Here is a 13,342-nt window from a genome sequence, read left to right on the forward strand (position 1 = left end):
TTTTTGGCGACAACTTTTATCTTATTTTAAGCGCGAAGCTGTGCATCTTTTTCGGCTGCCGCTTTAATCATTTTCGCAACCAAAGGCTCGATGACTTCATCTGTCAGCGTGTTTTCCATATCTTGCAAAATGATTTTGACGGCAACGCTCTTCATGCCTTCAGGCACGCCCGTACCGCGGTAAACGTCAAACACGCTGATTTCTTGAACCAGCTTGTTTGCTGCCGCTTTCAGGGCATTTAACAAATCATCATGCGTCACAGCCTCAGGCATTACAAATGCCAAATCTCGGCGCGCAGGTTGGAATTTGGATACAGACTGATAACGGGTTTTCTCACGACCCAATACCGCATCCATATCGATTTCAAATACCAGCGGCGCTTGTGGCAAGTCATATTTTTGCAGCCATTTCGGATGCAACTCGCCAACAAAACCAACTACTTTGCCGTCTGAAACAATATTGGCGGCACGTCCAGGATGCAATGCCGGATGTTCGGTCTTAACAAAGGATACTTCCTTGTTTTTCAAAAGACTCTCAACATCGGCTTTCATATCGTAGAAATCTACGTTGCGTGTTTTCTCACCCCATTGCTCAGGCAGCACAGAGCCATACCACAAACCGCCGATACGTTCGTTTTGAACAAATTGATCAGCCGAATCTTTGCTGAACACACGGGCAATTTCAAATACGCGTACACGGTTTTGCTTACGATTCAAATTGTTTTGCAAAACTTCCACCAAACCGCCGATAAGCGTAGAACGCATGACGGCATACTGCGCCGCCAACGGATTTTGCAGGCGGATAGGATTGGTATTGGCAGCAAAGTCTTGCTCCCATTGCTCATCCACAAACGCATAGCTGACCACTTCGCGGTAACCGCGAGCCGCCATTTCGTTATAAACCGCAAAACGCGGACGTTTGGTTTCAGGCAAAGCCAACATTTTCAGACGGCCTGAAGTATAGTCGTCAGGAATATTTTCATAACCGTAAACGCGGCCGATTTCTTCAATCAAATCGGCTTCGATTTCGATGTCGAAACGGAAGCTAGGAGAAGTGACACGGAAGCCTTCTGCAGTTTTCTCAGGCTGCAAACCCAAGTGTTGCAAGATAATTTCGACTTGCTCGGCCGGAATTTCAACGCCCAATACCGTTTTCAGACGACCTAAACGCAATTCAACCTGTTTTGCCTCAGGCAATTTTCCTTGTGCTTCAACCATTTCACCGGCTGTACCACCGCAAATCTGTACCACCAATTCGGTAGCACGCTCAATGGCATCAGCTTGCAAGCGGTAGTCCACACCGCGTTCAAAACGGAAAGAAGAATCCGAACCAAAACCGTATTGACGGGATTTACCGGCAATAATCTCCGGAGCAAACCAAGCAGCTTCCAGTACAATATTTTGCGTCTCATCAGAAACCGCGCTTGCTTCGCCGCCCATCAAGCCCGCCAAGCTCAACGCACCTTTTTCATCAGCGACCACCAGTGTATTGTCAGCCAAAGTAACCGTCTTCTCATTCAGGCACGCCAAAGTCTCGCCATTTTGAGCACGGCGGACAATCAAACTGCCTGACAGCTTGTCAGCATCGAAAACATGCATAGGCTGACCAATTTCCAGCATCACATAGTTGCCGATGTCCACTAATGCGGAAATGCTGCGGATACCGCTGCGTTCCAAACGTTGTTTCATCCAATCAGGAGTAGCCGCTTTCGCATTAACATTTTCAATAACACGGCTGATAAAACGGCCACAGTCGGCCGGTGCATCAATACGGACAGCCTGTTTTTTCTCACTGCCGATAGAGGCCGTCTGAATTTCAACAGGCCTAAACGCACATTGAGTCAACGCAGAAACCTCACGCGCAATACCCTTAACGCTCAAGCAATCAGCGCGGTTAGGCGTAATTTTCAACGTAAACAGCGTATCGTCCAAATCCAAGTATTCGCGGATGTTGGTACCGACAGGCGCATCTTCAGGCAGAATGTGCAGACCGTCTACACCATCATCTGGCAAACCCAGTTCATTGGTCGAACACAACATACCGTTTGATGGTACGCCGCGCATTTTAGTCGGCTTAATTTTGAAATTGCCCGGCAAAACGGCACCCGGCAAGGAACACGGCACTTTAATACCCGGCTTGACATTCGGTGCACCACAAACAATCTGAACCAACTCGCCCGTACCGGCATCAACTTGGGTAACGTTCAAACGGTCTGCATCAGGATGTTTTTCAACGGATTTTACTTCGGCAACAACCACGCCACTGAAAGCAGGGGCAGCAGTATTGATTTCTTCCACTTCCAAACCGGCCATGGTCAAAAGATGTTCCAGTTTATCGGCAGAAAGATCAGGATTGGCTTGGGTTTTCAGCCATGAATAAGGAAATTGCATATTATTTTCTCTACTATCAGGCCGTCTGAAACAAATTTTTATCAGACGAAATCAGTAATATCTATTTACTTTTCAGACGGCCTATCAAAAGACCATCTGAAATTTATTTAAACTGCTTCAAGAAGTTCAAATCATTATCGAAGAACAGGCGCAAGTCGTTCACGTTGTAGCGCAACATGGCAAAGCGGTCGAGACCGATGCCGAAAGCGAAACCGGTATATTTTTCAGGGTCGATATTCACATTTTTCAACACGTTAGGATGTACCATACCGCAACCGCCTACTTCCAACCATTTGCCGTTTTCGCCCATGATGTCGATTTCGGCAGAAGGTTCGGTGAACGGGAAGAAAGACGGACGGAAACGTACTTGCAGGTCATCGCGTTCAAAGAAGCGACGGATAAAATCAGTGAACACTGCTTTCAAATCGGCAAAAGTTACGCCCTCTTCAACCCACAAACCTTCGGCCTGATGGAACATAGGCGAGTGAGTGGCATCACTGTCCACGCGGTAAACGCGGCCGGGAGCAATAATGCGGATAGGCGGCTCTTTTTTGTCGAGCATATAGCGGATTTGAATAGGCGAAGTGTGTGTACGCAAAACGTCGCCGTTTTCAACGTAGAAAGTATCTTGCATCGCACGCGCAGGGTGATTTGCAGGTATATTCAAGGCTTGGAAATTGTGGAAATCGTCTTCGATTTCAGGGCCGTCCGCCACTTCAAAACCCATACCGTGAAACAACTCGACCACACGTTGCAAAGTCAAAGTAACTGGATGCAAACCGCCATGTTCTTGCGCACGGCCCGGCAAAGTAATATCCAAGGCTTCTGCAGCCAATTGGGCTTGCAGCTTGGCTTCATTCAGGGCATCGCGTTTGGCATTAAAAGCCGTCTGAAACTGATTTTTGCATTCGTTGATGTGCGCGCCTATGGTTTTACGCTCTTCAGGAGACATTTGACCCAAAGTTTTCAAAAGTCCGGTCAATTCGCCGGTTTTACCAAGATAGCGTGCTTTAATTTGTTCTAAGGCATTGAAGTCTTGCGCGGCTTCAATAGCGGCAATACCTTCTGCAACGATACGGTTTACATTTTCCATAGTGGTTTATCGTCTGTTTGTTGATGGCAGACCGTCTGAAACAACAAAGCCGTCTGTTGGATTTGATTGCAAACCCGTTCAGACGGCCTTTTGTCTTACTGCGGCCAATCCGTTTGATAAGAGAGGCCTATTTTATCGCAAATTAGTATAAAAAAATAGAGTTTAAAGAAAGAAAATCAACTACATAGGATTTCTTTAAGAAAAGAAAAAAGGAAGCACAAGCTTCCTTTTTAAATAATCTTATCGAATTAGGCAGCCAAAGCAGCTTTAGCTTTTTCAACCAATTGTGCAAATGCAGCTTTGTCGAATACAGCCAAATCAGCCAATACTTTGCGGTCGATTTCGATAGCAGCGCGTTTCAGGCCGTTCATGAATTTGCTGTAAGACAGACCATTTTCACGAGCACCTGCGTTGATACGAACGATCCACAGTTGACGGAATTGACGTTTGCGTTGGCGACGGTCACGGTATGCGTATTGACCAGCTTTCATTACCGCTTGTTTGGCAACACGGTAAACGTTTTTACGACGACCGCGGTAGCCTTTGGCTAACGCGAAGACTTTTTGGTGACGAGCACGAGCGGTAACACCGCGTTTTACGCGTGGCATATTCTAAACTCCTTAAGCGTAGGGCAACATTTTAGCAACAGAAGCCAAATCGCGTGAATCCACCATAGCGGTGCCGCGCAATTGACGTTTAGTTTTAGTGGTTTTTTTGGTCAGGATGTGACTTTTGAACGCATGACCGCGTTTTACACCACCGTTACCCAGTACTTTAAAGCGTTTTTTCGCGCTAGACTTGGTTTTCATTTTAGGCATTGGAAAACTCCATTCGTTATTAGATAAGGTATAAGGGGTTTTGAAATAAATTTCAAACACTTGGATCCCAAAATACCACGGTTTTTGCCGCTAATTAAACCTTATTCCGAGCGGCAATCGAAATAAGCCTTGCATTATAGCTTTATTTTTTCTTAGGCGCAATCATCATCACCATTTGGCGGCCTTCCATTTTAGGGAAGGACTCGATTTGTGCCACTTCAGCCAACTCTTCTTTTACGCGTTCAAGCAGTTGGGCGCCCAATTGTTGGTGGGCCATCTCACGACCACGGAAACGCAATGTCACTTTGACTTTGTCACCATCGGCAAGGAAACGGTTGATGTTGCGCATCTTGATTTGATAGTCGCCTTCATCAGTACCCGGACGGAATTTAATTTCCTTAATTTGTACCTGCTTTTGGTTTTTCTTGGCTTCGTCGCGCTTCTTGGCTTGTTGGTATTTGTATTTACCGTAATCCATCAGTTTGCATACGGGCGGTTTGGCAGTCGGGGAAATTTCTACCAAATCGACATCTTGCTCTTCGGCCATAGCCAGAGCTTCACGAACTGAAACGACACCAAGCTGATCGCCTGACTCACTGATTAATCGCACTTCTTTGGCGGTAATTTCACCATTGATTCGTGCTTCGCGTTCTTGAGCGATGATGAATACTCCTATAAAAATTAATGATTGACGAGGGCATCAGTGATTTCTTGCTGCAATTGTGCAATAAAATCATCTACATTCAAAGAACCCAAGTCTTCTGCTTTGCGGCGTACCGCAACTTTGTTTTCTTGTTTCTCTTTATCGCCGACAACGATTTGATAAGGGAAACGGTATTGGCTGTTGTCACGGATTTTGTAACCGATTTTTTCGTTACGCAAATCCAATTCGACACGGAAGCCTGCTGCCTGTAACTTGGCAGCCACTTCGCGACAATAATCTGCTTGGTTCTCGGTGATATTCATAATCACCATTTGAACCGGCGCAAGCCACAATGGGAATGAGCCTGCATGGTTTTCAATCAAAATACCGATGAAGCGCTCCAACGAACCCAAAATAGCACGGTGCAACATTACAGGACGTGCACGGTCGTTGTTTTCTGTTACATATTCTGCATTCAAACGCTCCGGCAATACGAAGTCCAACTGCAGGGTACCGCACTGCCAAGAGCGACCCAAGGCATCTTTAACATGGTACTCAATCTTAGGACCATAGAATGCGCCTTCTCCAGGCAATTCTTCCCACTCTACGCCGCAAGCGGTCAATGCATCACGCAGACCTTGTTCGGCCTTATCCCAGACTTCGTCAGAACCTGCACGTTGTTCAGGGCGGAGGGACAGCTTCACAGCAACATCATGGAAGCCGAATTGTTTGTAAATGCGAACCAGCAATTCATTGAATGCACGTGCCTCATCAACGATTTGATCTTCGGTACAGAAGATATGCGCATCATCCTGCACAAAACCGCGAACACGCATCAGACCATGCAATGCACCGCTTGGTTCATTACGATGGCAAGAACCGAACTCAGCCAAACGCATTGGCAAATCTCGATATGAGCGCAAACCGTTATTGAAAATTTGCACATGACCCGGACAGTTCATCGGTTTAACCGCGTATTCGCGTTTTTCTGAACTGGTCACGAACATATTGTCTTTATAGTTTTCCCAGTGGCCGGATTTTTCCCAGAAGGTTTTATCCATAATCTGAGGCGTTTTCACCTCTTTATAACCGGCAGCATTCAACTCTTTGCGCATATGCTGCTCAATCACCTGCCACAAAGCCCAGCCTTTAGGATGCCAGAACACCATACCCGGCGCTTCATCTTGCAGGTGGAATAAATCCAATTGTTTACCCAGCTTACGGTGGTCGCGTTTTTCTGCTTCCTCGATACGTTGGATATAAGCCTTCAATTCGTCTTTACTTGCCCAAGCCGTACCGTAAATACGTTGCAGCATTTCATTATTGCTATCGCCACGCCAGTATGCGCCTGCCAGCTTGGTCAGCTTGAAGTTTTTCAAGAAACGGGTATTGGGAACGTGAGGACCGCGGCACATATCGACGTATTCTTGATGATGATACATACCCATTGCTTCCACTTCAGGCATGTCTTCAATCAGACGCAATTTGTACTCTTCGCCGCGATCTTGGAAAATTTTGATGGTTTCTGCACGGGGCGTCATCACTTTAACGACGTCGTAGTCTTGTGCAATCAACTCTTTCATGCGCGCTTCGATGGCGGCTACATCATCAGGCGTAAATGGTTTTTCAGTTGCGATATCGTAATAGAACCCGTCTTCAATCACCGGGCCGATAACCATTTTGGCATCAGGGTAGAGCTGCTTGACCGCATGACCGACCAAGTGCGCGCAGGAGTGGCGGATAATTTCCACGCCTTCTTTGTCTTTAGGCGTAATGATTTGAACGTGGGCATCTTCGGTAATCGGATCGCAAGCGTCCACCAATTTACCGTTAACCTTGCCCGCTACCGTTGCCTTTGCCAAACCTGCACCGATAGACGCTGCAATTTGCGCCACGGTAACGGGTGATTCATATTGGCGGACCGAACCGTCCGGCAAGGTAATGTTCAACATCAGAAAGCTCCAAAACATTAAAAAATAACGGCATAAAGCCGTTATGGAAATTTGGTAGGCACAATTGGACTCGAACCAACGACCCCCACCATGTCAAGGTGGTGCTCTAACCAACTGAGCTATGTGCCTTCATCTAAGTCGCTTATTGTAACGAAGCGTGTTCCCTTTTGCAAGCATCTGTAAATACTTTTCAGACGGCCTGAATTTTTTTGTTTGATTTATACCTCATTTTTTATTTCCTCCTTCATTCAGGCCGTCTGAAGCATTGTTTTGACAAAGATAAAATCCAGCCATCAACCAACGAAAAATCCTTTATAATCTGCCCTTTCATTTCGCACACACGCGAACGTCCGATCTATTATTACTATGCTCAAATTTACCTTACACAAAAAAGACGGTCATGCCCGACGCGGCACTTTGGAACTGAACCACGGCAAAATCGAAACGCCGGTATTTATGCCGGTCGGCACTTATGGTTCGGTCAAAGCGATGAACCCGCAAAACCTGCATGACATCAAAGCGCAAATCATCTTAGGCAACACTTACCATCTGTGGCTGCGCCCAGGCTTGGAAGTCATCGAACAATTCGGCGGCCTGCACGAATTTATCGGTTGGAATAAGCCAATTTTAACCGACTCAGGCGGCTTCCAAGTATTTTCGTTGTCCGACATGCGTAAGCTGACCGAAGAAGGCTGTACATTCCAAAGCCCGATCAACGGCGACAAACTGTTCCTCTCGCCCGAAGTGTCGATGAAAATCCAAACCGTGTTGAATTCCGACATCGTGATGCAGCTGGACGAGTGCACCCCGGGCGAAGCAACGCACAACCAAGCGCAAAAATCGCTGCAAATGAGCCTGCGCTGGGCGGAGCGAAGCAAAAAGGCTTTTGAAGACCTGAAAAATCCGAATGCGCTGTTTGGCATTGTACAAGGCGCGATGTATGAAGATTTGCGCGAAGAATCGCTGAAAGGTTTGGAAGAACTCGACTTCCCCGGCTTGGCCATCGGCGGCTTATCCGTTGGCGAACCCAAGCCCGAAATGTACCGTATGTTGCGCGCCGTCGGCCCTATCCTACCGGAACACAAACCACATTACTTGATGGGCGTCGGCACGCCTGAAGACTTGGTGTACGGCGTGGCACACGGCGTGGATATGTTCGACTGCGTCATGCCCACCCGCAATGCGCGCAACGGCTGGCTGTTTACCCGTTTTGGAGATTTGAAAATCAAAAACGCCAAACACAAACTCGACAAGCGTCCGATTGATGAAAGCTGCACCTGCTACGCCTGTCAGAATTTCAGCCGCTCCTACCTGCACCACCTGCACCGAGTCGGCGAAATCTTGGGCGCACAGCTCAACACCATCCACAATCTGCACTTCTACCAAGTCATCATGGCAGAAATGCGCGAAGCCATCGAACAAGGCAAATTTGCCGATTGGCAGGCGCAATTCCATGAAAACCGCGCCCGTGGTGTGGATTAACCCTTTTAAAGGCCGTCTGAAATCAGGTTTTGATTCAAACTGCTTTTCAGACGGCCTCAATATTCATCATTAATAAAGCACAACCATGTCCCGTTTCCATACCGAACCGGCCCTAGCCTACACCGCACAAAACCGTACCGCCGTCCTGCTGCTCAACCTCGGCACGCCTGACGCGCCCACTGCTGCCGCAGTCAAGCCTTACTTGAAAGAATTTCTGTCCGATCAACGCGTTGTCGAATTGCCCAAGCTCTTATGGCAACCGATATTGCGCGGCTTGGTGTTGACTTTTCGCCCGAAAAAAAGCGCGCATGCCTATGAAAAAGTTTGGTTTAAAGAAGGTTCGCCGCTTGAGGTTTACACACACCGCCAAGCAGAAGCCCTGGCCAAACATTTGCCCGATGTCATCGTCCGTCATGCCATGACTTACGGCAACCCGAGCGTTGCCGATGTTTTGGCGGAACTCAAAGCCCAAGGCGTGGGCAAATTGCTGGTCATCCCGCTTTATCCGCAATATGCCGGCTCTTCTACCGGCGCGGCTTTGGATAAAGTGTTTCAAGAGTTATTGCTGCAACGCAACCAAATGAGCGTCCGCACTGTCTCCCGTTACTACGACGATGCTGCTTATATCCAAGCCATGAAGCAGCACATTGAAGCCTATTGGACCCAAAACGGACGCGGCGAAAAACTGATGTTGAGTTTCCACGGCATTCCGCAAAAGCATCACGACGACGGCGACCCCTATCCTGACGAGTGCCACCATACCGCCAAACTGCTCGCGCAGGCATTGGGCTTGTCCGAACAAGAATACATCGTTTCTTTCCAAAGCCAGTTTGGCAAATCCCAATGGGTCAAGCCCAGCACGCAAGCCTTGTTTGATGAACTTCCGAAACAAGGCACGACCAAACTCGACGTCTTCTGTCCCGGTTTCATGGCCGACTGCCTCGAAACCATGGAAGAAATCGCCATTATGGGACGCGAACAATTCCACGCCGCCGGCGGCAAAGAATACCGTTACATCCCCTGCCTCAACGATTCCGCCGACTGGATTGCCGCACTTGCCCAATTAAGCCGGACCAATCTGCAAGGCTGGATTTGACCTAAACCAAAGGCCGTCTGAAAAATCCACTTTCAGACGGCCTTTAGCGTTATCATCAAGTTATTCAAACGCAAACCAAGCGTGTAGCCATCAAAAACACTATTCAAAAAGGAACACATCATGACTGCACTCCGCCCTATCCTGCTCCTTCTGACCGCACTCAGCATCCCAACCGCTTTTGCCGCTGATGCCACGTTGATGAGCAAAGGACAAAAGATTTACGAAACCAACTGCGCCGCCTGCCACGGCAAAAAAGGCGAAGGCCGTGGCGCCATGTTCCCTCCACTGTTCCAGTCCGACTATATCAACAAAAAACCGCAAGTCCTGTTGCAAAGCATGACCAAAGGCATCAACGGTCCGATTAAAGTGAACGGCAAACCCTACAACGGCTTCATGCCTTCTACCGCCATCAATGATGCCGATGTCGCCGCCGTTGCCACTTACATCATGAACGCCTTTAATAATGGCGGCGGTACGATTACTGAAGCAGACGTCAAAAAATCTCACGGGAAAAAATAAAACGTCTCTCCCCTAAAGGCCGTCTGAACATTTCAGACGGCCTTTTCTGTACGACACATTTTGTTTCTATGTATATGGTTACGCAACATCAACAAACATACGCAAAAAACCGTCAAACCCAAAAAAGCATATGCGTTTTGTGTTAAAGTAAACATTATTTATCGGCTGTTTTGCGTCCAGGCCGTCTGAAAGGTTTTATGTCATGAACTTTTTCCGCAAGACTGTTTTATTTTTAGTCGTCCTCTCCATATTTGCCGCCTGCGGCTCCTTTATTTCCCAATACGTTTTGGGCATGAACCCGTGCGTATTGTGCATCCTGCAACGCTTGTGCTTATTGGGTGTCGGGCTGTTGGCCATTGTTACGGCCTTCAGCTCACAATCTTCCAAATTTGCCCGTTCGCTCTCGGCATTGTTGATTGCCGCTCCGGCCGTTTACGGTGCCGGTGTCGCCGCCTATCAAATTTGGTTGCAAAGCCTACCGCCCGGCACCGCCCCTTCCTGCGGCGCACCTTGGACCTTCCGCCTGCGCGACTGGCCTTTGTTCGATTGGTTTGAACCCATCGTCCGCGGCTTTGGCAACTGCGCCGAGCCGGACTATCTATTCGGCGTTGCCCTGCCGGTGTGGAGTATTTTGTATTTCAGCTTCGTGGTATTGCTGCTGCTTTGGGCTTGGTTGAAAACCAGAAAAATCTGATTGGTTTCAATATAAAAAGGCCGTCTGAAATTTCAGACGGCCTTTGATTCTTTAAACCATTAGTCCAGATTCAGCACGGCAGAAGTGTAAACGTCTTGTACGTCGTCCAAATCTTCCAATGCGTCAATTAGTTTTTGCATTTTAACCGCATCTTCGCCGCTCAACTCGGTTTCGTTTTGGGCGCGCATGGTAACATCGCCGTCAACAGATTTGTAGCCTGCGGCTTCCAAAGCCGCTTTCACACCTGCCCAGTCGTTCGGTGCGGTAATCACTTCGATGGAACCGTCGTCGTTGGTGATGACGTCTTCCACACCGGCTTCCAAAGCCGCTTCCATCAGCGCATCTTCGTCAACGCCCGGTTCAAACACCAAATAGCCTTGATGCACGAAGTTGAACGCTACGCAACCGTCGGTACCCAAGTTACCGCCGTTTTTAGTGAACGCATGGCGCACGTCGGCAACGGTACGGGTTTTGTTGTCGGTCAGACAGTCCACCATCAAAGCCGCGCCGCCGATGCCGTAGCCTTCGTAACGCAACTCGATGTATTCCACGCCTTCCAGATTGCCCGTACCTTTATCGATGGCACGTTGCACGTTGTCTTTAGGCATATTGTTTTCGGCGGCTTTTTCCAAAGCCAGGCGCAGGCGCGGGTTCGCGCCGGGATCGCCGCCGCCCATGCGGGCAGCAACGGTAATTTCTTTAATCAGACGGGTGAAGATTTTGCCACGTTTGGCATCTTGTCGGGCTTTTTTGTGTTGGATATTTGCCCACTTACTATGACCTGCCATATTGATTCCTTTCGTTTTTTCACGCGCTGAGGCGGGATGTGCTTTATTTGTAAGGCGTGCATTTTATCATAAGTTGTCTTTAGCCAAAATATTCAGACGGCCCGAATATTTGCAAAAACAGGCCGTCTGAAAAACAAAGAATCTTTTTTAAAGATGCATATTTGCGGCAAACCTTTGTCAGTTTTTCGTTTTAATTCACGAAAGTTTACGGTATGATGACAAAATCGGTCAGGATTGTTAACAACTTAACCGGTATTAAACGGCAAAACGGCCTGCTCGCCCTTGTTGCCAACCGCGAAAATGAACGGGAGTAGTTGCCTGTATCATTTTCTTTTTATTTGTTTTTCTTAAAGGTTATATTATGGAAGAAATATTGTCTGCTCTGGTGGGTGCAGTCAATCTGGTTCTTTGGGACTACCTGCTGATTTATGCCTTAATCGGCATCGGCCTGTTTTTTACCCTGTACTTGGGCGCACCGCAAATTACCAAATTAGGAACGGGTTTCAAATCCGTTTTCGGCGGCTTGTTCAGTAAAAAAGACAAAGACCACGAAGGCAAATCCCTGTCTCAATTCCAAGCGCTTGCCGTGGCGATTTCCGCCCAAATCGGTACCGGTAACGTTGCCGGTGTCGCCACTGCAATTACTGCCGGCGGCCCGGGTGCCATTTTTTGGATGTGGTTGTCTGCCATTTTGGGCATGTCTACCATTTTTGCAGAAGCCGTTTTGGCGCAAAAATACCGCGTGGTCAGCCACGGCAAATACATCGGCGGCCCTGCGTTTTACATCACGCACGGCCTGACCCCAAAAATCGGCCGTGGTACGGCGCGTTTCCTGTCCGGCTTTTTCTCCATTGCCTTGATTATCGCACTGGGCTTCATCGGTAACGCGACCCAATCCAACTCCATCGCCTCGGCCATGAATTTGGCTTTCGATATTCCTCCGATGGCTGTCGGCATTGCTTTAGCGGTATTCGCCGGTCTGATCATCATCGGCGGCATCAACCGCATTGCCGGTATCGCGCAATTTGTCGTGCCGTTTATGGCGGTGATTTACATCTTGTGTGCCGTGATTATTTTGTTCAAATTCTCCGACCACATCATCCCGATGTTCCACAGCATCTTTGTCGCCGCCTTTAATCCTGAAGCGGTATTGGGCGGTGCAGCCGGTATCGGTATGCGCGAGGCAGTCCGCTTCGGTGTGGCACGCGGCCTGTTTTCCAATGAGGCCGGTATGGGTTCGACCCCGCACGCTCATGCGACTGCCAACGTCAAACACCCTGTGCAACAAGGCATGGCTGCGTTTATCGGTATCTTTATCGATACGCTGATGGTCTGCACGGCAACAGCGCTGATTATCCTACTGACCGATGCCAACCTGTCCGGTGAAACCGGCGCTGCGGTTACCCAACTGGCGTTTAACAAAGCCTTCCCGGGTTTCGGTTCGCAACTGCTCGCCGTCTGTCTGACCTTCTTCGCCTTCACCACCATCATCGGTTGGTACTACTTCGGCGAATCCAATATCCGCTTCCTGTTCCGTGGCAAACACTTGGGCATCTACCGCGCACTGGTTTTGGTGGCCATCGTATTGGGTACCTTGGGCAAAGTGGATTTGGTTTGGAGTATGTCCGATATGTTCAACGGCTTTATGGTCTTGCCGAACTTAATCGCCCTCTTCCTGCTGCGTAAGGAAATCCGTGCGGTTTACGACGATTATCTGGCGCAAACCAAAGCAGGCAGAGAGCTGACCTACAACTATGAATTCCACGAATTTCACGACAAAAACCCAGATTAACGACAAACAAAAACCTCTCAGACAAACTGAGAGGTTTTTTATTTCAGGCCGAGACCTTTGCAAAATTCCCCAAAA

Annotated in this window: 12 protein-coding genes and 1 tRNA gene; 5 read left to right on the top strand and 8 right to left on the bottom strand. The window is 48.4% G+C overall.

Annotated elements, in window-relative coordinates:
- Window positions 1-26 precede the first annotated feature (26 nt).
- The 7 genes from pheT to HMPREF3047_RS04535 form a co-directional block, all read right to left on the bottom strand.
- Window positions 27-2,390, bottom strand: coding sequence for a phenylalanine--tRNA ligase subunit beta (gene pheT / locus HMPREF3047_RS04505; protein WP_070712318.1), 2,364 nt, complete (start codon window positions 2,388-2,390; stop codon window positions 27-29).
- Window positions 2,391-2,493: 103 nt separating this feature from the next.
- Window positions 2,494-3,483, bottom strand: coding sequence for a phenylalanine--tRNA ligase subunit alpha (gene pheS, locus HMPREF3047_RS04510; protein ID WP_003683075.1), 990 nt, complete (start codon window positions 3,481-3,483; stop codon window positions 2,494-2,496).
- A gap of 248 nt (window positions 3,484-3,731) precedes the next feature.
- Window positions 3,732-4,091, bottom strand: a complete 360-nt coding sequence (gene rplT / locus HMPREF3047_RS04515) for a 50S ribosomal protein L20 (protein ID WP_003675502.1) — start codon at window positions 4,089-4,091, stop codon at window positions 3,732-3,734.
- 12 nt (window positions 4,092-4,103) lie between these two features.
- The gene (rpmI, locus tag HMPREF3047_RS04520; RefSeq protein WP_003675505.1) at window positions 4,104-4,301 is read right to left on the bottom strand and encodes a 50S ribosomal protein L35; all 198 of its coding nucleotides are present in this window, start codon (window positions 4,299-4,301) and stop codon (window positions 4,104-4,106) included.
- A 142-nt stretch (window positions 4,302-4,443) separates the two neighbouring features.
- Window positions 4,444-4,965 (bottom strand): translation initiation factor IF-3, encoded by a 522-nt coding sequence (gene infC / locus HMPREF3047_RS04525; protein ID WP_079453677.1) that lies wholly within the window; start codon window positions 4,963-4,965, stop codon window positions 4,444-4,446.
- A 17-nt stretch (window positions 4,966-4,982) separates the two neighbouring features.
- Window positions 4,983-6,896 (bottom strand): threonine--tRNA ligase, encoded by a 1,914-nt coding sequence (gene thrS / locus HMPREF3047_RS04530; RefSeq protein WP_003745962.1) that lies wholly within the window; start codon window positions 6,894-6,896, stop codon window positions 4,983-4,985.
- A gap of 52 nt (window positions 6,897-6,948) precedes the next feature.
- Window positions 6,949-7,025 (bottom strand) — tRNA-Val (locus HMPREF3047_RS04535).
- Window positions 7,026-7,262: 237 nt separating this feature from the next.
- Here HMPREF3047_RS04535 and tgt point away from each other — a divergent pair.
- The 4 genes from tgt to HMPREF3047_RS04555 all read left to right on the top strand — a co-directional run bounded on the left by tgt (window position 7,263) and on the right by HMPREF3047_RS04555 (window position 10,687).
- Window positions 7,263-8,378: a tRNA guanosine(34) transglycosylase Tgt gene (tgt, locus tag HMPREF3047_RS04540; protein WP_070712319.1), complete on the top strand. Its 1,116-nt coding sequence runs from the start codon at window positions 7,263-7,265 to the stop codon at window positions 8,376-8,378.
- A gap of 85 nt (window positions 8,379-8,463) precedes the next feature.
- Entirely contained in the window at window positions 8,464-9,474 is a 1,011-nt protein-coding gene (gene hemH, locus HMPREF3047_RS04545; RefSeq protein ID WP_070712320.1) for a ferrochelatase, read from the top strand.
- A 120-nt stretch (window positions 9,475-9,594) separates the two neighbouring features.
- A complete protein-coding gene (locus HMPREF3047_RS04550; RefSeq protein ID WP_070616128.1) occupies window positions 9,595-9,993 on the top strand; it encodes a c-type cytochrome in 399 nt (132 codons plus the stop codon).
- Between the two features lie 202 nt (window positions 9,994-10,195).
- Window positions 10,196-10,687: a disulfide bond formation protein B gene (locus HMPREF3047_RS04555; protein WP_070712321.1), complete on the top strand. Its 492-nt coding sequence runs from the start codon at window positions 10,196-10,198 to the stop codon at window positions 10,685-10,687.
- 59 nt (window positions 10,688-10,746) lie between these two features.
- On the opposite strand, the gene HMPREF3047_RS04560 is transcribed toward HMPREF3047_RS04555, so the two are convergent.
- Window positions 10,747-11,475 carry a YebC/PmpR family DNA-binding transcriptional regulator gene (locus HMPREF3047_RS04560; RefSeq protein ID WP_045075242.1) on the bottom strand — a complete coding sequence of 243 codons (729 nt, stop codon included), beginning with the start codon at window positions 11,473-11,475 and terminating at the stop codon, window positions 10,747-10,749.
- A gap of 361 nt (window positions 11,476-11,836) precedes the next feature.
- Between HMPREF3047_RS04560 and HMPREF3047_RS04565 the strand changes: the two genes are divergently transcribed.
- The gene (locus HMPREF3047_RS04565) at window positions 11,837-13,267 is read left to right on the top strand and encodes an alanine/glycine:cation symporter family protein (protein WP_070712322.1); all 1,431 of its coding nucleotides are present in this window, start codon (window positions 11,837-11,839) and stop codon (window positions 13,265-13,267) included.
- Window positions 13,268-13,342 lie beyond the last annotated feature (75 nt).

The organism is Neisseria sp. HMSC075C10 (genome assembly GCF_001815615.1).
GTDB classification, from domain to species: domain Bacteria; phylum Pseudomonadota; class Gammaproteobacteria; order Burkholderiales; family Neisseriaceae; genus Neisseria; species Neisseria subflava_A.